At 33.4% G+C, this 21,613-nt stretch carries 17 protein-coding genes; 15 read left to right on the top strand and 2 right to left on the bottom strand.

Annotated elements, in window-relative coordinates; genetic code table 11:
- The first annotated feature begins 716 nt into the window (after positions 1–716).
- The 10 genes from SLW70_RS00475 to SLW70_RS00430 all read left to right on the top strand — a co-directional run bounded on the left by SLW70_RS00475 (position 717) and on the right by SLW70_RS00430 (position 13,336).
- Positions 717–1,673: a glycosyltransferase family 4 protein gene (locus SLW70_RS00475; protein ID WP_320889903.1), complete on the top strand. Its 957-nt coding sequence runs from the start codon at positions 717–719 to the stop codon at positions 1,671–1,673.
- 647 nt (positions 1,674–2,320) lie between these two features.
- A complete protein-coding gene (locus SLW70_RS00470) occupies positions 2,321–2,746 on the top strand; it encodes a WxcM-like domain-containing protein (protein ID WP_320889902.1) in 426 nt (141 codons plus the stop codon).
- The gene (locus tag SLW70_RS00465) at positions 2,739–3,884 is read left to right on the top strand and encodes a DegT/DnrJ/EryC1/StrS family aminotransferase (RefSeq protein WP_320889901.1); all 1,146 of its coding nucleotides are present in this window, start codon (positions 2,739–2,741) and stop codon (positions 3,882–3,884) included. The genes SLW70_RS00470 and SLW70_RS00465 overlap by 8 nt, the downstream gene beginning before the upstream one ends.
- A gap of 275 nt (positions 3,885–4,159) precedes the next feature.
- On the top strand, positions 4,160–4,708 hold the full coding sequence (gene rfbC / locus SLW70_RS00460) for a dTDP-4-dehydrorhamnose 3,5-epimerase (protein ID WP_320889900.1): 549 nt from the start codon (positions 4,160–4,162) through the stop codon (positions 4,706–4,708).
- A complete protein-coding gene (gene rfbD, locus SLW70_RS00455; RefSeq protein WP_320889899.1) occupies positions 4,708–5,559 on the top strand; it encodes a dTDP-4-dehydrorhamnose reductase in 852 nt (283 codons plus the stop codon). Before rfbC ends, rfbD begins: the two co-directional genes overlap by 1 nt.
- Before the next feature lie 10 nt (positions 5,560–5,569).
- Entirely contained in the window at positions 5,570–6,433 is an 864-nt protein-coding gene (gene rfbA, locus SLW70_RS00450; protein ID WP_320889898.1) for a glucose-1-phosphate thymidylyltransferase RfbA, read from the top strand.
- Positions 6,434–6,616: 183 nt separating this feature from the next.
- Positions 6,617–8,578 (top strand): polysaccharide biosynthesis protein, encoded by a 1,962-nt coding sequence (locus tag SLW70_RS00445; RefSeq protein ID WP_414458234.1) that lies wholly within the window; start codon positions 6,617–6,619, stop codon positions 8,576–8,578.
- 91 nt (positions 8,579–8,669) lie between these two features.
- A complete protein-coding gene (locus SLW70_RS00440) occupies positions 8,670–9,461 on the top strand; it encodes a polysaccharide biosynthesis/export family protein (RefSeq protein ID WP_320889897.1) in 792 nt (263 codons plus the stop codon).
- 7 nt (positions 9,462–9,468) lie between these two features.
- Positions 9,469–11,844, top strand: a complete 2,376-nt coding sequence (locus tag SLW70_RS00435) for a polysaccharide biosynthesis tyrosine autokinase (protein ID WP_320889896.1) — start codon at positions 9,469–9,471, stop codon at positions 11,842–11,844.
- A 1,171-nt stretch (positions 11,845–13,015) separates the two neighbouring features.
- Positions 13,016–13,336 (top strand): GIY-YIG nuclease family protein, encoded by a 321-nt coding sequence (locus SLW70_RS00430; RefSeq protein WP_320889895.1) that lies wholly within the window; start codon positions 13,016–13,018, stop codon positions 13,334–13,336.
- Between the two features lie 572 nt (positions 13,337–13,908).
- Here the strand turns inward: SLW70_RS00430 and SLW70_RS00425 are convergent.
- Positions 13,909–14,649: a tyrosine-protein phosphatase gene (locus SLW70_RS00425; protein WP_320889894.1), complete on the bottom strand. Its 741-nt coding sequence runs from the start codon at positions 14,647–14,649 to the stop codon at positions 13,909–13,911.
- Between the two features lie 333 nt (positions 14,650–14,982).
- Positions 14,983–15,747 carry a hypothetical protein gene (locus tag SLW70_RS00420; RefSeq protein ID WP_320889893.1) on the bottom strand — a complete coding sequence of 255 codons (765 nt, stop codon included), beginning with the start codon at positions 15,745–15,747 and terminating at the stop codon, positions 14,983–14,985.
- A gap of 409 nt (positions 15,748–16,156) precedes the next feature.
- Here SLW70_RS00420 and SLW70_RS00415 point away from each other — a divergent pair, with 409 nt between their 5' ends.
- Genes SLW70_RS00415 through SLW70_RS00395 form a run of 5 tightly spaced genes read left to right on the top strand, consistent with a single transcriptional unit; the run spans position 16,157 to position 21,611 of the window.
- Positions 16,157–16,996: an ABC transporter permease gene (locus tag SLW70_RS00415; RefSeq protein WP_320889892.1), complete on the top strand. Its 840-nt coding sequence runs from the start codon at positions 16,157–16,159 to the stop codon at positions 16,994–16,996.
- Positions 16,996–18,180: an ABC transporter ATP-binding protein gene (locus tag SLW70_RS00410; RefSeq protein ID WP_320889891.1), complete on the top strand. Its 1,185-nt coding sequence runs from the start codon at positions 16,996–16,998 to the stop codon at positions 18,178–18,180. The genes SLW70_RS00415 and SLW70_RS00410 overlap by 1 nt, the downstream gene beginning before the upstream one ends.
- A complete protein-coding gene (locus SLW70_RS00405; protein ID WP_320889890.1) occupies positions 18,173–19,246 on the top strand; it encodes a DegT/DnrJ/EryC1/StrS family aminotransferase in 1,074 nt (357 codons plus the stop codon). Before SLW70_RS00410 ends, SLW70_RS00405 begins: the two co-directional genes overlap by 8 nt.
- Positions 19,239–20,504 (top strand): ATP-grasp domain-containing protein, encoded by a 1,266-nt coding sequence (locus tag SLW70_RS00400; RefSeq protein ID WP_320889889.1) that lies wholly within the window; start codon positions 19,239–19,241, stop codon positions 20,502–20,504. The genes SLW70_RS00405 and SLW70_RS00400 overlap by 8 nt, the downstream gene beginning before the upstream one ends.
- 9 nt (positions 20,505–20,513) lie before the next feature.
- Positions 20,514–21,611: an FkbM family methyltransferase gene (locus SLW70_RS00395; RefSeq protein WP_320889888.1), complete on the top strand. Its 1,098-nt coding sequence runs from the start codon at positions 20,514–20,516 to the stop codon at positions 21,609–21,611.
- Positions 21,612–21,613: the final 2 nt, after the last annotated feature.

Genomic DNA, 21,613 nt, shown 5'->3' with positions numbered 1-21,613 from the left:
CTGACGCGTTCTCGTTCTCGATACGATTTTGAAAACCGCTAGCGCTACTTTCAAAATCACTCGAACTGACGGCGTTCACGATAATACGTCATGTTCGTCACTTCGAGTGTTTTGATTTGAAAGATTTTGAATAATAGCAGGGTGCTTAATAAATCAAAATTTATCGAGAAGTGGTTCTCGATACGATTTTTAATAGTAAAGCTGTCGCATACTATTAAAAATCACTCGAACTGACGGGTTCACGTTCTCGATACGATTTTGAAAACCGCTAGCGCTACTTTCAAAATCACTCGAACTGACGGCGTTCACGATAATACGTCATGTTTGTCACTTCGAGTGTTTTGATTTGAAAGATTTTGAATAATAGCAGGGTGCTCAATAAATCAAAATGTATCGAGAAGTGGTTCTCGATACGATTTTTAATAGTAAAGCTGTCGCATACTATTAAAAATCACTCGAACTGACGGGTTCTCGTTCTCGATACGATTTTGAAAACCGCTAGCGCTACTTTCAAAATCACTCGAACTGACGGCGTTCTCGATAATACGTAATGTTATGTTCGTCACTTCGAGTGTTTTGATTTGAAAGATTTTGAATAATAGCAGGGTGCTCAATAAATCAAAATGTATCGAGAAGCGCTACTTTCAAAATCACTCGAACTGACGTGTTTTCTTTAGCCAACATAATTCTATTACACAATACTATAATTTTAATAAATGATTTATTTAGTTGTTTTTGCACTCCTATTAATTATGGAGTTGGTTTTTTTTAAAGTTGCTGATAAGTACAATATCATTGACAAACCCAATCATCGAAGTGCGCATACTGAAATTACCTTGCGTGGTGGAGGTATTATTTTTTGGTTTGCGGCGTTGTTGTATTTCACCCAACATTACCAAGAGAATTATCTGTTTTTTATTGGGATAACGGCTGTTAGTTTGGTTAGCTTTTGGGACGATATTCAAAGTCTATCTACCAAAGTTCGTTTTTTTACTCATGTATTAGCGATTTCGATTCTGTTTGTCGATTTGGATATTTATGCCCTTTTTCCTTGGTACGGTGTTTTGTTTGCCTATTTCTTTTTTGTGGGTACTATTAACGCCTATAATTTTATGGATGGGATTAATGGAATTACGGGTTTGTATACTTTGGCTGTATTAGGTTCGCTTTGGTATGTAAATGAGAATATTCAAACTTATGTAGATTCAGATTTTATTATTTTTCCAATGATTGCGTCCTTTGTTTTTCTTTTGTTTAATTACAGAAAAAAAGCCAAGTGTTTTGCTGGGGATATCGGAAGTATTGCAGTTGCTTTCTGGATTGTGTATTTACTATTGAAGTTGTTTTTAATAACTCAATCAATAGTTTGGGTTTTGTTTTTAGTGATTTATGGTGTCGAAACGAGTTGTACTATTTTGCACCGTATCCAATTGAAAGAAAAATTGTCCGAAGCGCATCGTTGGCATTTTTATCAAATCTTATGTAATGAATACCAATTAGACCATCGATTAGTTTCTTTTATATATGCCGCATTGCAAATTGCAGTTTCAGCTTTTGTGTTTTGGGGATACCAACGCATTCCTGATATTGCTTTAATCGTTATGGTTTTAATTCCATTATTTGCACTCTATACCGTTAAGTTTTATTTGTTAAAAAGGGTCAGAAACGTTTAGCGATTTAATTGGTTTTTTATTTGAAATTTGTTGTAAAAAGGGACTTCGACAAGCTCAGTCTGACAAAGAGGTTTTTATTCAGGATTTGTTGTTAAAGGGGACTTCGACCCTTCGATACACTCAGGGCAGGCTAAGCACAGTCTGACAAAGAGGTTTTTATTTAGGATTTGTTGTTAAAATGGACTTCGACCCTTCGATATACTCAGGGCAGGCTAAGCTCAGTCTGACAAAGAGGTTTTTATTCAGGATTTGTTGTTAAAGGGGACTTCGACCCTTCGATACACTCAGGGCAGGCTAAGCTCAGTCTGACAAAGAGGTTTTTATTCAGGATTTGTTGTTAAAGGGGTCTTCGATAGGTAGAAGGTTTTTGTTTGTTAAGAAATTATTCCACTATTGTCACACTGAGCTTGTCGAAGTGGTTTTGGAAATGGACTTCGAGCTATCGATACACTCAGGGCAGGTTAAGCTCAGTCTGACAAAGAGGTTTTTATTAAGGATTTGTTGTTAAAGGGACTTCGGTAGGTAGAAGGTTTTGTTTGTTAAGAAATAATTCCACTATTGTCACACTGAGCTTGTCGAAGTGGTTTTGGAAATGGTCTTTAATCCATGGACGGTGTCCAGTTGTATTCAATATAATAGTAAAAATAATGAATGTTCAAGTTATTCAAGGCGATAGATTTGAAGACTATCGTGGTTCGGTGGCATTTGTAAATGATTTTAAATTTGATGGAATTGAGAGATTTTATGTGATTACCAATTCAGATGAAAATCCCGTTCGTGCTTGGCAAGGTCATAAGCTAGATTGTAAAAATTTTTATTGCGTATCAGGTTCTTTCCAAATTGGTTTTGTGGCAATTGATGATTGGATGAATCCTTCTAAAGATTTAAAAGTAGAATCGGTTGTGTTGCAAGCCTCCGAATCTAAGGTTTTGCATATACCAGCAGGCTATGCTAATGCGATTGTAGCTTTGGAGAAAGATTCCAAATTAATTTCATTTTCTACTTTACCATTAAGTAGGGTAAAAGAAGACGATGTTCGTTTTGATAAAGATACTTGGCAATTAAATGAATAAATCTAGGATCTATCTTTCCACCTCACATCAAGGAGGAGCCGAAAACGGTTATATTCAGGAGGCCTTGTTGCAAAATTCAATTTCGACAGGAGGGGAACAAGTAAATGGATTTGAAGAAGACTTGGAACAGTATTTAGGACAAGGTTCCTTTGTCGCAGGCTTAAATTCGGGTACTTCAGCCATTCATTTAGGATTGGTTTTGCTTGGAGTCCAAGCCGGTGATGAGGTACTATGTCAAAGTTTTACTTTTTCGGCTTCAGCCAATCCCATTTTATACCAAGGAGCCACTCCTGTATTTATAGATAGTGAAGCTGAAACCTGGAATCTATGTCCCAACGCTTTAGAAAAAGCAATCAAGGAGAGGATAGCAAAAGGTAAAAAACCAAAAGCCATTATTGCAGTTCACTTATATGGGGTTCCATACCACATAGAGGCCATTCATAGAGTAGCTAATGAGTATGAAATCCCAGTTTTGGAAGATGCGGCCGAAGCTTTAGGAAGTAGTTATAAAGGCCAACTTTGTGGTACTTTTGGAGCTTTAGGAGTTTTGTCTTTTAATGGCAATAAAATTATTACGACTTCTGGTGGCGGTGCTGTCATTAGCAAGTCCAAAGAAATAAAAGAAAAAGCAGTTTTTTACGCTACTCAATCTCGTGATCTAGCGGCTCATTATCAGCACAGCGAAATTGGATATAATTATAGGATGTCTAATATTTGTGCGGCTATAGGAAGAGGTCAAATACAGGTGTTGGACAGGCATGTAACTTTACGTCGTAAAATGCATGAATTTTATGTGTCTTTGTTTGCTGAAATTCCTTCAGTAACTGTTTTTACTGTTCCGAATGAAGATTTTCATTCAAATTATTGGTTGACTACTATACTAGTAGAACCTAATCCCGAATTAGGAATCAGTGCAGAAGGATTGCGGTTGGTTTTTGAACAAGAGAATGTTGAATCGCGTCCGTTATGGAAACCGATGCATTTACAACCCGTTTTTGAAAATTATCCTTATTATGGGAATGCAGTTTCTCAGTCTTTATTTGAGAAAGGCTTATGCTTACCCTCTAGTTCAAATTTGACAGTTAATGAAAAGGAAAGAATTGAAAGGGTGATTAGTAGTTTTTTTAGGGTGGATTAGGATTTGTTTTTAGGTAATTTAGGACAAGTTCAGCTTAGCCTGACAATAGGCATTTGATTTGTTTTTTTGTAAATATGGACTTTTACCCTTTGATACATTCAGGGCAGACATAGTTCTATTTGATAAGATGACGTCATTTTCATTCCTTTTTTGAGCTAAAAATTCACATCCCAAGCGGATAATTTATTTAAAATCACATTAGTTTTAAATTTAATAGGACAAATAGCATTATTTTAGATTAATTTCGCAGCAGGGTTTAATAACGAACAATAAAAATGAATTTAGAAACTACCGATATTAAAGATTTAGTAATTTTAACTCCAACCGTTTTTGCCGACGAAAGAGGATATTTTATGGAGTCTTTTAATGCTAATAAACTAAAAGAATTAGGGATTAATTTTGATTTTGTTCAGGACAATCAATCTTTTTCTCAAAAAGGAACATTAAGAGGGCTGCACTATCAAAACCCTCCTTATGCTCAAACGAAATTAGTTAGAGTATTAGAAGGTGAAATCCTAGATGTGGCGGTTGATTTACGCAAAGACTCACCTACTTACGGACAATCGTATAGTATTGTTTTAACAGCAGAGAATAAGAAGCAGTTGTTAGTTCCCCAAGGCTTTGCGCATGGTTTTTCGGTTTTGAGTGATACCGCTATCGTGTTGTATAAATGTGATCAGTTTTATCATAAAGAAAGTGAAGGTGGTATTCGGTTTGATGATTCGACCCTAAATATCGATTGGGGAATGGATTTAAAAGATGCCATTGTTTCTGAAAAAGATAAGGTATTGCCAAGTTTTGCAGAATGTAACAGTCAGTTTTAATGGAAAAGATTTTAGTAACAGGAGCCAATGGGCAGTTGGGGTCTGAGATACAAGTTTTAGCATCTCAATATTCTGATTTTGAATTTGTATTTACGGATATTGTTGATTTTCCTTTGGATGATGAATCTGTGATTATAGCTAATTTCGAAAAAATTCAGCCCAATATTGTTATCAATTGTGCAGCCTATACTGCAGTGGATAAAGCGGAAGAAGATAGCGTAACTGCTAATGTTGTGAATCATTTGGCAGTAGCTACTTTGGCGAAATTATGTCATGATAATCAATCAAAACTAATCCATATTTCCACCGATTATGTTTTTGATGGAAACTCTCCTATTGCTTATACCGAAGAAGATGTGCCGAATCCTCAAAGTGTTTATGGAGTTACCAAGTTGGCAGGAGAGCAAGCTTGTGCTTCTCTTTGTCCAGATAGTATCATTATTCGAACGGCATGGGTGTATTCAGAATTTGGTAATAATTTTGTGAAAACCATGTTGCGATTAATGAGAGAAAGAAAAGCAATTGGAGTGGTCATTGATCAAATAGGTGCACCAACCTATGCCGCTGATTTAGCCCAGGCCATTTTTACCATTTTGAATAGTGGGAAATGGGAATCAGGACTCTATCATTACTCTAATGCAGGAGAAATCAGTTGGTATGAATTTGCCAAAGATATAAAGGAAATTGCGCAACTTTCTTGTGAAGTTAATGGAATTCCAACTTCTAGTTATCCTACACCAGCACAAAGGCCTAGTTTCTCATTAATGGATACTTCCAAGATAAAAGAGAAATATGCTGTTCAGATTGTGCCGTATAAAGAAAGTTTAAAGAAAATGATGGCCAAATTATAATAGTAGAGATATGAAAGGAATTATTTTGGCAGGAGGTTCAGGTACACGATTACATCCTTTGACTCTTGCAATGAGTAAACAGATGATGCCTGTATATGATAAACCAATGATTTATTATCCTTTGTCAACATTAATGATGGCTGGGATTAATGAAATATTAATTATATCAACACCTCATGATTTACCGAATTTTAAGAGATTATTAGGGGATGGTTCAGCTATTGGCTGTAAGTTTAGTTATGCAGAGCAACCTATTCCAAATGGATTAGCACAAGCCTTTGTCATTGGAGAAGATTTTATTGGTAATGATTCTGTAGCTTTGGTATTGGGGGATAATATATTTTTTGGGTCTAATATGCATGAATTGTTGCAGTCCAATACCAATCCAGAGGGAGGTGTGGTTTTTGCATATCATGTGTCTGATCCAGAACGTTATGGTGTGGTAGAATTCGATAAGGATTTAAAAGCTGTTTCAATTGAAGAGAAGCCTTTAAAACCTAAATCGAATTATGCCGTGCCTGGTTTGTATTTTTATGACAATTCCGTTGTATCAATTGCTAAAAAAATTCAACCCTCTGCTAGAGGAGAATATGAAATAACAGATATAAATAAAGCGTATCTAGAACAAGGCAAACTTAAAGTAGGAATTTTAAGTAGAGGAACCGCTTGGTTGGATACGGGGACTTTTAACAGTTTAATGCAGGCTGGTCAATTTGTACAGGTGATTGAAGAAAGACAAGGATTGAAAATTGGCTGTATTGAAGAGATTGCTTGGAGGCAAGGTTTTATTAGTGATAAGGAATTGAAACTCCTAGCAGAGCCATTAAAAAAATCAGGTTATGGGGAATATCTGTTAAGTCTTTTTAAGAAATAATGAAGGTTTCTTATGGAATTGTTTTTTTGTCTGTTAAAGAGATAAGGAATGTAATTTTTTTAGGATAAAACATTGAAAAATTGGTAGTTAACCTGAATAATTGTGATGTTTATTCCATAAGTCAACTTTATTTGTATTTTTGCTAATCAGGAAAAAAAATTAATTAATAATAGTAATAACAATTTGAAGACAACTACTAATTCTAAATTAGAAAATTACTTTTCTAATCTAAGTTTGCGATTCAGAGTTTGTAACTTAAGTTATCTGCCTCGATGGATTATCGTGCTTTTTGATTTGTCGGTTTTGATTGCTGCCTTTTTAGCGACTTATTTGTTGTTTAAAGGGATGGGGTTGCGCTATATTAAGATTGATTCTGAATTAAGTTTTGTAGGTATTTTGCTTTTTACAAATCTATTTTTCTTTTGGGTGTTTCGAACCTATTCGGGAATTATTAGACATTCGTCCTATATAGATGCCGTGAAGCTTTTATTCTCACAATCTTCAGTATTGATATTATTTCTTGTGTTTAATTATACACATGAATTTGTATATGGTACTAAAGCATTTTTAAATACGTCTTTCTTTATTAATATCGTATTGTCATTTTGTGGTTTATTTTTGTACCGAGTAATTGTTAAGCAAACTTTTGAACTTTATTTTTCAGAAGGGAATAAAGAGGGGTTAACAAGAGCTGTAATTTATGGGGCTGACGCTAATGCTATTTCGGTTGCCAATGCTTTGAAGTTTGAGTCTCCTTCCCGTTTTAAGATTGTTGGTTTTATAGATAAGAACAAACAAAATGGGACTAAGAGGATGTTGAACCTTCCTATTTTGATACAAAAAAAACAAATTCCAACCATCATGCGTAGTGTTGGGGCACAGGGTTTAATTTTTGCCGATAAGAGTTTGTCAAAGCAGGAGCAATTAATTATTGTAGACCAATGTCTAGAATACAACTATAAGGTGTATAATGTGCCTGTGATTTCTGATTGGGAAAACCAAAAAGAGATTTCTCAAAAGATAAAGAAAATTCAAATTGAAGATTTATTAAATAGAAATCCCATTGTTCTAGATAATAAGGCTATTTCAAACCAATTGAAAGATAAAACAATTTTGATAACGGGAGCTGCTGGTTCTATCGGTAGTGAAATCACGCGTCAAGTATTAGGGTTTAATCCTAAAAAGGTGATTATTTTAGACCAAGCAGAAACTCCTTTGCATCATTTGAACTTGGAGACTGACACTTTAAAGTTGAAATCTAAAATTAAAACAGTTGTTGCAGATATTAGAAATTTCGCTGCTTTAAAAAGGGTTTTTAATAAGTATCATCCCGATGTAGTTTTTCATGCTGCGGCCTATAAACATGTGCCTTTGATGGAGAAAAATCCTTCGCAAGCCATTCATACTAATGTACAAGGAACTAAGAATTTAGCTGACTTATCCTGTGAATTTAAGGTTGAGAAATTTGTAATGATATCAACCGATAAAGCAGTTAATCCGTCTAATGTAATGGGAGCAAGTAAACGAATAGCAGAAAAGTATGTGCAATCCTTACATTTAAAAAATAAGGCGATAGGTGTTGCGGGGACTAAATTTATTACTACTCGTTTTGGTAATGTTTTAGGTTCTAATGGTTCAGTTGTTCCCTTGTTTACTAAGCAAATTGCCGAAGGAGGTCCGATTACGATAACTCATAGAGATATTATAAGGTATTTTATGACCATCCCAGAAGCTTGTCAACTGGTTTTGGAAGCAGGTGCGATGGGGAATGGAGGTGAGATTTATATCTTTGATATGGGAAAACCAGTTAAGATTATCGATTTGGCTAATAAAATGATTAAACTAGCGGGTTTTACTCCTGGAAAAGAAATTGAAATTCAAGAGATAGGATTGCGACCTGGAGAAAAATTATATGAGGAACTGTTGAATGACACCTCTAAGACTTTGCCTACTTACCATGACAAGATAATGATTGCTCAGGAAATACAAGAAGAATACACTCTTTTGCATCAGAATATTGAGGAATTAATTCAAATTGCTAATTCGTTTGACAATAAGAATATTGTTGCCAAAATGAAGTTCATCATTCCTGAATATAAGAGTATGAATTCTAATTATGAGGTCTTAGACAAAATTAGCTGTTAAGTTTTAATTAGAAAGAGCTTTTTAATTGGGATATTTATCCCTTAGTGAAAGTTTTTTTTTATATTCGCATTCGAAAAAAAAAAGTTATTTAATGAAATATTTATATCTAATAAAAAATAATTTAGTTTTATTTTTTATTTGTTTGTTCTTCTCATGTGGCTCCAAACAGGAAGTAGTGTATTATCAAAATAGTGATAATCTTGGGAAAGTTGAAAGTGTGAATTCCTATGAAATTAAGATTCAAGCCGATGATTTACTGATGATTATCGTTTCCGCTGAGGACCCAGAAGTAGCCGCTCCTTTTAATTTGAAGGCTATAAATGTTGTTAGTCCTACTGCTCAGGATTTAATAGGGCAACAATCTTCACAATTGTATTTAGTAGATTCTCAAGGTACAATTGATTTTCCTGTCTTAGGAAAGCAAAAAGTTAGTGGTAAAACGAGAACGGAAGTAGTTAGTATGCTTACTAAAAAAATCGCTACCTATATCAAAAATCCTATCGTAAATTTACGCATCATGAATTTTAAGGTTTCTGTACAAGGAGAAGTAGTAGCTCCAGGAACTTTTACTATTAATTCGGAGCGATTGACGTTGTTAGAAGCCTTAAGTATGGCCAAAGATTTAACTATTTACGGAAAAAGGGATAATATCTTAGTGATTAGAGAAGTTGATGGTAAAAAAACTTTTAATAGAGTAGATTTAACCAAAGCTGACATTGTGAATTCGCCTTTTTATTATTTGGCTCAAAATGATGTGGTCTATGTAGAGCCGAATAGGTCCAAAATAAATGCTTCAAAAATTGGACCTGATACAGGAGTGATAATTTCTGCTACTTCTATATTGGTTTCCTTAATTACCTTAATTATTTCTATTACAAAATAATCTTTTCATGCAAAATAATCTGTTAAACGAAGAAACGGAGAATGATTTTCAATTAAGAGTAATCATTGATCAATATGCTTCACATTGGAAATGGTTTTTGTTAAGTGTTTTCATTTGCCTTTCATTAGCTTTTGTATATTTAAAATTAGCAACACCGCAATACCAGTCCAATACTACTATTTTAGTAAAGGAGGATAAAAACAGTATGTTGTCTGAATTGTCTGCTTTTTCCGATATGGGATTTGGAGGTGGAATTAAAAATGACATCGATAACGAAATTGAAATTTTACGTTCAAGAACACTTGTTGAAAGTACGGTTAATGAATTAGATTTGAATGTGTCGTTGTTTGCAAAAAAGAAATTTGTAACAAGAGAATTGTATTCAAAAGCTCCAATTTTAGTACGTTTTGAAAATAGAAAACCTAAATATTACGAGTCAGAAGCTGAGCTAGTTTTTTTGAAAACGGGCAATAATAGTTTTTCATTGATAGAAAAAGTGGTCGAAGATCGTCCTTTAATACTTGTAAATTCTAAAAAAGAGTACCATTTTGGTGAAACGATACCTACTAGTTGTGGTGATTTAGTTATTGATAAATCGGTTGAACATTTTTCCACGAATAATTTATGGGATGGTGAGTCAGAAATTTTTATTCGATTAAACCCAATCGCTGATGTAGCCGAGGGATTTAGAAGTCAACTCAAAGTAAATCCTGTGAGCAAGCAAAGTAGTGTTTTAGAGCTGTCTTTGGTTGATGGAGTAGTTGAAAAGTCGGAGCAATTTTTAGATAATCTAGTTCGCATTTATAATAACAATGCGGTTGAAGATAAAAATTTAATATCGGGTAATACGTCAAAATTTATTGCGAAAAGATTAGCTCTGATTGCAGAAGAATTGGATGGGGTAGAACAAGATGGCGAAAGTTTTAAAACTTCAAATCGTTTAACAGATATTGAATCAGAGGCAAAACTTTTTATAGAGGGTTCTAGTGAATATGATAAAAAAGGTATTGAAACTGAGATTCAGTTAAACGTGGCCAATTCGATGTTAGATTTTATTAAAAAGAGTAATAATTCAGATTTATTACCTTCTAATATGATTTCAAAGGATGAGTCTTCAAGTACGATGGTGGATTCCTATAATGAGTTGGTGTTAGAGCGCAACCGATTATTAAAGTCAGCCACAGCTGAAAATCCTACTGTTATTAAGTTGGATCAGCAAATTGCTTCGCTTCGTGCGAATGTCATTTCTAGTTTAGAGCGTTTGCGTTCTAGTTTGACGATTCAAAAAAGAAATTTAAACAATCAAGAGGGCTTAATCGATAATAGAATCAAAAAAATCCCTTCTCAGGAAAGACAGTTTAGAGCCATTGCAAGACAACAAAAAGTTAAGGAAGAACTCTATTTGTATTTGTTGCAAAAGCGTGAAGAAACGGCAATTGCCTTGTCTGCTACTGAGCCAAATGCAAGAGTAATTGATGCTGCCAAAGCACAGAAACAACCGGTTTTCCCTAAGCGTGCAATGATTACATTAGTCGCATTGATTTTAGGATTATTGATTCCGTTTAGTATTTTGTATTTGATTGATTTATTGGATACAAAAGTAAAAACGCGTTTAGATATCGAGGGGAAAACATTGATTCCGTTTATTGGAGATTTGCCTACATCTGAATCTGATCACGAGGTGATGAATACGGGTAGCAGGTCTAGTTCGGCCGAGGCATTGCGTATCATCCGTACGAATTTAGAGTTCATGATTAGTAAAGCAAGTGATGATAAAGCTAAAACGATATTCTTAACGTCAACATTTCCTAAGGAAGGAAAGACCTTTGTTTCGGTTAATTTAGCCGCTACTTTTGCTTTATCAGGTAAAAAAGTATTGTTGATTGGTATGGATATTCGTAATCCAAGAATTGATGATTATTTGACATTGCCAGAAAGAGGGGTAACGAATTTCTTAAGTGATAAAAATATTGATTTGAATAGCCTGGTTGTGAAACAAGAAGGATATGATAATTTTTATGTATTGCCTTCAGGAGTTATTCCGCCAAACCCGGCTGAATTGTTAATGAGCAGTAGGGTAGATACTATATTTGAAACTTTAAAAGCACAGTACGATTATATAATTGTAGATACAGCCCCTGTAAGTTTGGTAACGGATACCTTGTTAATTGCAAAACATGCTGATTGTTTTGTTTATGTTGTTCGTGCTAATGTATTAGAAAAACGTATGTTGAATATTCCAAGTACGTTATACAGAGACAATAAATTACCTAATATGTGTATGCTATTGAATGATACCGATTCATCAAAAGGCTATGGCTATAGTTATGGTTATGGTGTTCATGCTCAAAATGAACCTTGGTATAAGAAATTAAAGAAATAATAACTACAGTTGTTATAAACAATAAAGTTTACATAGAAAATCAAATATTCTTTGTAAACTTTTTTGTTTTTTCTAAAGAGACTAGATTAAGTTTTGTTCTAAAAAGGGACTTCGACCCTTCGATACACTCAGGGCAGGCTTGGCTCAGTCTGACAGAGAGGTTTGCAAATATGATTTCGTTATAAGAGGACTTCGACCCTTCGATACACTCAGGGCAGGCTTGGCTCAGTATGATAATAGGTTTTTAATATGGTTTTGTTGAAAAAGGGACTTCGATCCTTCGATACACTCAGGGCAGGCTTGGCTCAGTCTGACAGAGAGGTTTGTAAATATGATTTCGTTAAAAAAGGGACTTCGACAGGCTCAGTCTGACAAAAGGTTTGTAATATGATTTTGTTGTCATAATGACATATAACTTTAGATGATTGGGGAGTTATGATAAATATAATCCCACTATTGTCAGACAGAGCTTGTCGAAGTCTAGTTATTTTCCTTTAACATTGTTTATTATATTGTTTTATGAACATTATTTTTTTGTATTTAAAAGGTATTTCGATCTATTCAAGGAAGAGTTAAGTTAATCAGATAAAGAATGTTTCGATATCGTTTTGTTCTCAAAAGGGACTTCGACCCTTCGATACACTCAGGGCAGGCTTGGCTCAGTCTGACAAAGAGGTTTGTAAGTATGATTTCGTTAAAAAAGGGACTTCGACAGGCTCAGTCTGACAAAAGGTTTGTAATATGATTTTGTTGTTATAATGACATATAACTTTAGATGATTGGGGAGTTATGATAAATATAATCCCACTATTGTCAGACAGAGCCTGTCGAAGTCTAGTTATTTTCCTTTAACATTGTTTATTATATTGTTTTATGAAAACTATTCTTTGGTGTTTAAATGGTATTTCGATAAACTCAAGGAAGATTTAAATTAGTCAGACAAAGATTGTTTCGATAAAGTTTTGTTCTAAAATGGGACTTCGACCCTTCGATACACTCAGGGCAGGCTTAGCTCAGTCTGACAAAGAGGTTTGTAAGTATGATTTTGTCGTTGTAAGGACTTCAAACTTTATAGGGTTATGATGTTGTGATAAATAGAATTCCACAATTGTCAGACTGAGTTTGTCGAAGTCCAGTTGAATTCCTTTAACATTATTTATTATATTGTTTTATGAAAACATATTTTGTCTATATTTTAAAATGTGCTGACGATTCTTTTTATACAGGAATAACAAATGATTTAGAGAGAAGATTATACGAACATAATGTAGGATTTAATAAAGATTCCTATACTTTTAAAAGAAGACCTGTAGAATTAGTTTGGTATGAAATGTTTACTGAACCTACACAAGCTATTATGATTGAAAAGAAAATAAAAGGTTGGAGTAGAAGAAAAAAGCAAGCATTAATTGATGAAGATTGGGATAAATTAGTGAGATATTCTAAAAATTATACAGAATACGGAAAAGATGATTCTTCCACAAGCTTGTAATAAGTTGTTATTCATGGTGGACTTTGAGCCTTCGATACACTCAGGGCAGGCTTAGCTCAGTCTGACAATAGGTTTTTAATATGGTTTTGTTGAAAAAGGGACTTCGACCCTTCGATACACTCAGGGCAGGCTTGGCTCAGTCTGACAAAGAGGTTTGCAAATATGATTTTGTCCTCAAAGGGGACTTCGACAGGCTCAGTCTGACAAAGAGGTTTGCAATTACGATTTTGTTGTAAATAGTGACTTCGTACTTTAGAAGGTTATGACGTTATGGTAAATTTAATTCCACTATTGTCAGACTGAGCTTGTCGAAGTCTAGTTATTTTCCTTTAACATTGTTTATTATATTGTTTTATGAAAACTATTCTTTGGTGTTTAAATGGTATTTCGATAAACTCAAGGAAGATTTAAATTAGTCAGACAGAGAAGGTTCCGATAAAGTTTTGTTCTAAAAAGGGACTTCGACCCTTCGATACACTCAGGGCAGGCTTGGCTCAGTCTGACAGAGAGGTTTGTAATATGATTTTGTTCTAAAAGGGGACTACCTTAACGCTGTTTATTAGATAGTTTTATTAATCTAATTTAAAAAATTGATTGTTAGCGATGATTTCTTTTAGGGGGTTTAAGTCTTTGATTTTTAATTTTTGATCAAAGGCTTTAATATGATTTGAATGATGAACATCAGAGCCCACAAAGTCATACATTCCTTTTTGAAGGAGTTCTTCAGCTTGAATAGTGACTTCTTTTCCGTAATAACCTACTGTTGCCAAGATATTCAGTTGAAATTTACAACCAGCTCTCTTGAGTTTTTGATATTCATTTTTGTTTTTATGATAAAATAAATAGCGTTCAGGATGTGCTAAAACCGGAATATAACCCGCTACTTGTAAGTCGAATAAAATAGAATATAATTGAATAGGGGCATTAATATAGGACATCTCGACCAATACATGTTTCCCTTTAAGAGTTAGAAGGTCGTTTGATTGAAAAAGTTTTACAAACTGATCGTCCATTAGATATTCAGCAGCTGCTTTAAAAGGCAATTGAATATTGTTTTTTTCTAATGCTACAACGGTTTGATTTCGGATGTCTTGAATTTGTTCATGTGTGTTTTCCCAAACGTGTTGTATAATATGTGGCGTAGTGATGAACTGCTTGATTCCAAAACTTTGAAGTGATTGGGTTAAAAACAATGTCTCTTCAATATTGCGTGCTCCATCATCAATACCAGGGAGTAAATGCGAGTGAATATCAATATGATTGTCTGGAATCAAATCCTTTAAAGTTTGTTTTTTTTTCGAAAAGAAAAGCACTTGTTTTTTTGTTTTTGATTAGACTGCAAAGTAAATGAAATTTCTTGAATTATTGTGGGGTTAGAAGATGTCGTTAGTCGATTAGTTGTTTAAGAGGTTGAGGGTTTAAAAGTTTAAAGGTTTAACTGGTTAATCGGTTAATTATTTGCTGATTGGGTAGGTGATGAGGGTTTAAGGGTTAACTGGTTAGTTGTTTAAGAGGTTGAGGGTTTAAAAGTTTAAAGGTTTAACTGGTTAATCGGTTAATTGGTTTAATTATTTGGTGATTGGGTAGGTGATGAGGGTTTAAAAGTTTAAAGGTTTAACTGGTTAATCGGTTAATTGTTTAAGGGTTTAGTTTGTTGAGGATTGATAAGCAACAATCGTACAACTATTCCACTTTCTGTGGAGGAGTTTGACTTTTTTTCTTTCTTTGGTTGCAAAATAAATACAAAGGAATGTAAGTTGAAGTTGGTTTTCTAAAGGCTTAGCTGTTGTGAGTGTCAATGTTTGTGTCTCGGATTCCTTATTTAGGATTATTTCGTCACTATAACAGCTTTCAAAGGTATCGTTCTCATAATTCCAGTTGGTAGTGGCCATACAGAATCGTACCTCATTTGCAGCTTCAGGCCAATCTAGTTGTGTTTGAGCATTAAAATCGGTTAGTGTTATGGTTTGCTTTTCGAGATTAACCGTTTCTATTGTTTTTAATACTTGACGTAAAGGTCTCAATTTGTTGCTTTCAAAAAGAAGCAATGCTTCTTTGCCGTCCTTGGTTTTTAAAACCTTATCAAGGGTACGTTTTCCTTTGGATTCCGTTAGGTCTTCTTCTAGAATTTCTAATAAGAGTTTGTTTACTCTGCCAGCGAAACTACCGTCTTTAGCTATATTATTGAAACGAGCAGCTAATAACCTAAAGATTTTGGATTTGTGTACGCAGTACTTAAATTCTTTTGCTTGTTGTCTAATAGGGTCGAAAATAGGATTTGTTTTAAATTGCTCTGCTGTTATCCCTGTTTTGCCTTTCGTGCGAACATAATTGTTTCCGTCTGCAGTGACTACATAATTGAGATCATCAAGTGTTCCTTTAATTTTGAATGGAGCGATTACCTTTGCCATATTAGTTTTTTGTAGTAAAAATAGCGGTTATTTTTTTATTTTAGAATTTTGGGCAAAGAATATGTCGGAGGGGTTAACTGGTTAGTTGTTTAATCGTTCAATGAGGAAAGGAAACAATAGTAAAGCAGCTGTGATATTGATCTGGTTTTTTAAGGAAGATGGAAGTCGGAAGTGTAGACATTAGGTTTTCGATACGGGGTTTTACTACTGCTAAGGCTTCAGTCGAACTGAAATATAAAGACGGTTAGTTTTGTAGTGTTTTTTTTAGATATCACCCAAATGCCTATTTTTTGTGTCATTGGTCGGTTTTATTAGGAATGGCCCAATGTATATTAGTACTTTTAAAAAATAGATTATTTATTAGTAAACCATATATTGGATATATTGGTCATCAACAAACAGAATTCCATTGGAAACAAGAATTTATTCAAATAATACAAAATATAGCATTCGTCAAATACTTTTAGAGAGTATTAAAGGCTTTAAGTCTTCTTTCTACTTGGCTAGACAGTTAGCAAAAAGAGATATAAAATCCCAACATAGACAGTCCATTTTGGGAATCTTTTGGGTATTAGTTCCAGTGGTAATGAATGCTATGATATGGATTTTTTTACAAGGTACGGGTGTTATTAATCTAAGTGAAACAGGAATACCTTATCCAGTTTTTGTATTGATAGGAACAACCATTTGGTCCATTTTTGGTGAATGTTTAAATATGCCAATGACTACAGTAAATAGCAACAGAAGTATATTAACAAAGATTAATTTTGAAAAAGAAGCATTAATCAGTTTAGGTTTTATTAAATTGTTTTTTAATTTGACCATTAAGTTGAGTTTGATTCTTTTCTTTTTAATTTATTTTCGAATATTACCATCGCAAACTATTTTGCTGTTTGTTCCTTTCTTGATTGTAATGATTCTATTATTTACTAGTATTGGGGTGTTGCTGATGCCATTAGGAGTATTGTACAATGATATCAGCAAACTAATTCCTATTGGGTTACAACTTTTAATGTATGTGAGTCCTGTATTGTATGCCGTTCCTAAAAGTGGATTAATGCAAAAAGTAATGTATTTAAATCCTTTGACCTATCTACTAATAGATATCCGAAATTCATTAACAGGCATGCCAATTGCAAATTGGATGTTTTGGGGAGTATTAGTTTTAGTGACTTTTTTTTTAAGTCTAATAGCAATGGTAGTTTATCGAGTTTCGATTCCGATTATTACTGAAAGAATGAGTGCCTAATGGGAGAAGTGTTAATCAAAGTAGAAAACGTTTCTAAAAAATTTGCGAAGAACTTAAAGAAAAGTCTTTATTATGGAGTGCTCGACTTAATAAGAGGGATTTCCAGAAAAGAACAGCATAAGACTTTGCGTGAAGATGAGTTTTGGGCCGTTAAGGATATCAGTTTTGAAGTAAGAAGAGGGGAGTGTTTAGGACTTATAGGGCATAATGGTGCGGGTAAAAGTACTTTGTTAAAAATGCTTAATGGATTGATTTTACCTGATGAAGGCACTATTACTATCAAAGGGAAAGTGGGTGCTTTGATTGAATTAGGTGCTGGATTTAATCCTATCCTTAGTGGAAGAGAAAATATCTACAATAATGCAGCGGTCATTGGTTTCTCAAAAAAGGAAATTGAAGAAAAGTTTGAGGCTATTATCGCCTTTTCTGAGATTGAAGAGTTTATAGATATGCCAGTACAGAATTACAGTTCTGGTATGAAAGTACGTCTGGGGTTTGCCATAGCTGCGCAAATGCAACCTGATGTTTTGATTATTGATGAAGTTTTGGCAGTGGGGGATTTGGGATTTGTATTGAAATGCTTTAAACAAATTGATTCTTTACTCCCAAATACCGCCGTAATTTTTGTATCTCATAGTATGCCAATGGTAGCTAGGGTTTCTAGTCAAATCATTTTAATGCAAAATGGTGTAGTTGAGTATCAAGGAAAGAATGTTCCTAAAGGGATTGATGCTTATTATGGGAAATTTAATTCCAACGAACTCAATATTATGTTTGATGATGGTACTGTAACATTATTAAACCATAAGACAACTAAATCCATTAAGAGAGGGGATGATTTACATATTGAATTGGAATTGTCTTTTAAAGCGTCTTTTGCTAAAGTTCCGCTCGTTTATTTAGAATTTAGAGATAAAGAACAAAGGCCCATAGCGGGAATATTAAATGAGAAACATGAGGTAGATTGGCTGAGTAAAAAAATGAAACTGATGATTAAGCTACCAAATGTTTTATTGGCAAAAGGGATTTATACCTATGATTTGTCGGTTAATCATTTTGAAAATAAATCACCTATATTGCGTATTAACAATGTCGATAGCTTTCAAGTGGAGAGTGAAACTGAGATGTGGGTACCCTTTCATTTAGACGCCCAATGGCAATTTAAAGACAAACAAAATGATTAATGTAACTCAAACTTTCTTACCGCCTATCGAAGAATACCAACTTCAGGTGCAACGCGCTTGGAATAACCAATGGTTGACTAATCGCGGAGAATTAGTTTTGGAATTGGAAGATAAGTTAAAGGTACATTTAGGAGTTCCTCATTTGATTGCGACTAACAATGGCACGACTCCTTTGCAAATTGCATTGAAATTATTAGGAAATCAAGGGGAAATCATCACCACGCCTTTTTCCTATGTGGCAACTACTGCCGCCATTGTCTGGGAACATTGTACCCCAGTGTTTGTAGATATACATCCTGAATACCTCACTATCGACGAAACCAAAATAGAAGCTGCTATTACAGAAAAAACAACAGCTATATTAGCCACACATGTATTTGGTAATCCTTGTGATGTGGAAGCAATTGAAGCAATCGCCAAAAAATACCATCTTAAAGTAATTTATGACGGAGCCCATTCTTTTGGGGTGCATTATAAGGGGCAATCTATTTTTAATTATGGAGATATCTGTAGTTGTAGTTTTCACGCAACCAAACTATTTCATACAGGTGAAGGGGGAGCTATGTTTGCCAACGATGAATCTTTAATAGATAAAATGTTTTACAGTCATAATTTTGGTCACAATGGTCCTTTGGCTTTTCATGGTTTAGGGATAAATGCAAAAATGTCCGAATTGCAAGCAGCGATGGGATTAGCCGTATTACCGTATATGGAATTCATTTTGGAAGAAAGAAAAAAAGTAATAGAGTATTATAACCAGCATCTGGATTTATCCAAACTTCAAACATTAAAAATAAGAGAAAATACGAGCTGGAATTATAGTTATTATCCCGTTATTTTTGAAAGTGAAAACCAACTTTTAAAAGTTGAAATAAAATTGAAAGAAAACGGAATAATTCCCAGGAGGTATTTTTATCCTGCTTTGAATACGATTGAATATACTAAGGGACAATCAATGCCTATTTCAGAAAGTATTGCTAGTAGGATATTGTGTTTGCCTTTGAGTCATGTTTTAAGTATTTCCGATACTGAAAAAATTGTAAATATTATTAATACTAATGAGTAAAAAAAATATTTTAGTATTTCCATGTGGTTCAGAAGTTGCGTTGGAAATATATAGGTCATTAGAACATTCTATTCATTTTAATATAATAGGAGGGAATAGTATTGATGATCATGGTAAATTCGTCTTTGAACAGTATATCGGTAATATCCCTTTTGTAACAGATGATTTGTTTATTGAATCGTTAAAAAAAATAGTAGTTGAATATAACATTGATGCCATTTATCCAGCGATGGATTTGGTTCTCCATAAATTGAAAGAGAATGAGGAGGAATTAGGTTGCAAGGTAATTTCCTCCGATATTGATACGACTTCCATTTGTTTGTCCAAATCTAAAACTTATGAGAAGTTTAAAAGCTTAATTCAAGTTCCTGAAGTTTTTCAGACAATTGAATCGATACAAACCTATCCTGTTTTTTTGAAACCCGATGTTGGTTATGGATCAAGAGGTGTCTTAAAAGCAAATAATTCTAATGAAGTCCATAATCATATTGTAAAACACCCTAATGCATTAATATTAGAATATTTACCAGGAAAAGAATTTACCATTGATTGTTTTACCAATTTTAAAGGAGAACTGTTATTTGCTGGAGCCAGAGAAAGAAGTCGGATAGCTAATGGGATAAGTGTTCATACAAAAACGATGGCTTTAGATGAAAGATTTCATTCTATTGCCCTAATAATAAATGCAACTTTAGAACTCAATGGAGCTTGGTTTTTTCAACTAAAAGAGAACAAACAAGGAGAATTAGTTTTGTTGGAGATTGCTTCACGAATAGGTGGTTCTTCGGCCGTTTATAAAGCTAAAGGGATTAATTTTGCAGCCTTATCTTTGTTTAATGCTTTTGAATTACCTGTTTCTATATTAGAAAATGATTTTGAAGTAGAAATGGATAGAGCTTTAAATAATATCTTTAAAATAGCTATTGAATTCAATCATGTATATGTTGATTTAGATGATACAATAATTGTAGACAATAAAATTAATTATAATTTAGTCGCTACCCTTTATAAATTTATAAACGAAGGAAAACAAATTCATCTCATAACAAAACATCAATTCAATTTAGCAGAGACATTACTTAACTATAAGATTGATAGATTGTTTGATAGTATTATTCATCTAAAGAGAGAAGATAATAAATTTGAACATATTAAGTATACGGACGCTATTTTTATAGATGATTCGTTTCAAGAAAGAAAAGATGTTTTAGATAAATTAAAAATTCCTGTTTTTGGAATTGATTTATCTTTTAAATAAAGAAAAAATATGATTGTAGCTCATGATTTGTTAAAATGTTTCGAGAGAAATAGTATTGATAAGAGATTACTTTTAGAGGAATTAAGTTCTTCAAAATTACCTCTATTGATTTATGGAGCAGGAGGGTATGCAAAAACTCTAAATATTTTTTTAAATGAACATAATATTAATATCAGTGGTGTTATTGTGGATAAGCAATATTATTTCTTGCCAAATAAAGAATGGGAAGTTGTTTATTCATTTGATGAAATAGATACTAAGTTTGATGCGTATAATATAGTAATTGGATTTACGGATTATTTGGTCGCTGAAAATAATATTATAGAACTTAAGAAGAAAAATAAAGTTTACTTTCTAGACACAACATTAAGCGTTGAGTTTTTAGATTATAAGTTTATTGAGGATAATTTAGACGCATTTTATTTTTCATACCAATTACTAAATGATGATGTTTCTAAAGAAACGTTTGTAGGTTATTTAAATGGAAAATTAACATTGAGATGTGATGGGATTTATGGACTTATTAATAAAGAACAATATTTTGTTAAGGATATTATTAATTTAAGTGAAAATGAAGTTTTTATTGATGCAGGAGCTTATAATGGAGATACTCTTCTTAAATTTATTAATTCAGTTAATGGCAAGTATAAAGAGATAATATGCTTTGAACCAGATTCAAATTCATACAGTAAACTAACTAATAGAGTTAAAGGTGATAATATTAGAAATGTGAGAACTATAAACAAAGGAGTATGGTCGGGGAAAAAAGCATTAAGATTTAATAGTAATGATTGTAATGCTGAGAGGTCATATTTGTCTGAAAGTTTAGGTGAAATTGAAGTTCAATGTGATTCTATTGATAATGTTTTAAATGGTCAGGAAGCTACTTTTATTAAAATGGATATTGAAGGAGCAGAAATGGAGGCTCTTAAAGGAGCAGAAGAAACAATTAAAAAATATAAGCCAAAATTGGCAATTTGTGCTTATCACAAGCCTACTGATTTAATTTTAATTCCTCAATACATTAAGTTATTAAACCCAGATTATAAGTTTTATTTGAGGCAACATTTACATATAACCCAAGAACTTGTTCTTTACGCAATTTGATT

Source organism: Flavobacterium sp. NG2, from assembly GCF_034119845.1.
In the GTDB taxonomy this organism is placed as follows: domain Bacteria; phylum Bacteroidota; class Bacteroidia; order Flavobacteriales; family Flavobacteriaceae; genus Flavobacterium.
The sequence above is the reverse complement of the archived record's forward strand: the minus strand, read 5'-3'. Positions and strand labels throughout refer to the sequence as shown.

Coding starts and splice junctions, on each gene's coding strand:
- SLW70_RS00475 (WP_320889903.1), top strand. CDS start 717: ATGATTTATTTAGTTGTTTTTGCACTCCTATTAATTATGGAGTTGGTT.
- SLW70_RS00470 (WP_320889902.1), top strand. CDS start 2,321: ATGAATGTTCAAGTTATTCAAGGCGATAGATTTGAAGACTATCGTGGT.
- SLW70_RS00465 (WP_320889901.1), top strand. CDS start 2,739: ATGAATAAATCTAGGATCTATCTTTCCACCTCACATCAAGGAGGAGCC.
- rfbC (WP_320889900.1), top strand. CDS start 4,160: ATGAATTTAGAAACTACCGATATTAAAGATTTAGTAATTTTAACTCCA.
- rfbD (WP_320889899.1), top strand. CDS start 4,708: ATGGAAAAGATTTTAGTAACAGGAGCCAATGGGCAGTTGGGGTCTGAG.
- rfbA (WP_320889898.1), top strand. CDS start 5,570: ATGAAAGGAATTATTTTGGCAGGAGGTTCAGGTACACGATTACATCCT.
- SLW70_RS00440 (WP_320889897.1), top strand. CDS start 8,670: ATGAAATATTTATATCTAATAAAAAATAATTTAGTTTTATTTTTTATT.
- SLW70_RS00435 (WP_320889896.1), top strand. CDS start 9,469: ATGCAAAATAATCTGTTAAACGAAGAAACGGAGAATGATTTTCAATTA.
- SLW70_RS00430 (WP_320889895.1), top strand. CDS start 13,016: ATGAAAACATATTTTGTCTATATTTTAAAATGTGCTGACGATTCTTTT.
- SLW70_RS00420 (WP_320889893.1), bottom strand. CDS start 15,747: ATGGCAAAGGTAATCGCTCCATTCAAAATTAAAGGAACACTTGATGAT.
- SLW70_RS00410 (WP_320889891.1), top strand. CDS start 16,996: ATGGGAGAAGTGTTAATCAAAGTAGAAAACGTTTCTAAAAAATTTGCG.
- SLW70_RS00405 (WP_320889890.1), top strand. CDS start 18,173: ATGATTAATGTAACTCAAACTTTCTTACCGCCTATCGAAGAATACCAA.
- SLW70_RS00400 (WP_320889889.1), top strand. CDS start 19,239: ATGAGTAAAAAAAATATTTTAGTATTTCCATGTGGTTCAGAAGTTGCG.
- SLW70_RS00395 (WP_320889888.1), top strand. CDS start 20,514: ATGATTGTAGCTCATGATTTGTTAAAATGTTTCGAGAGAAATAGTATT.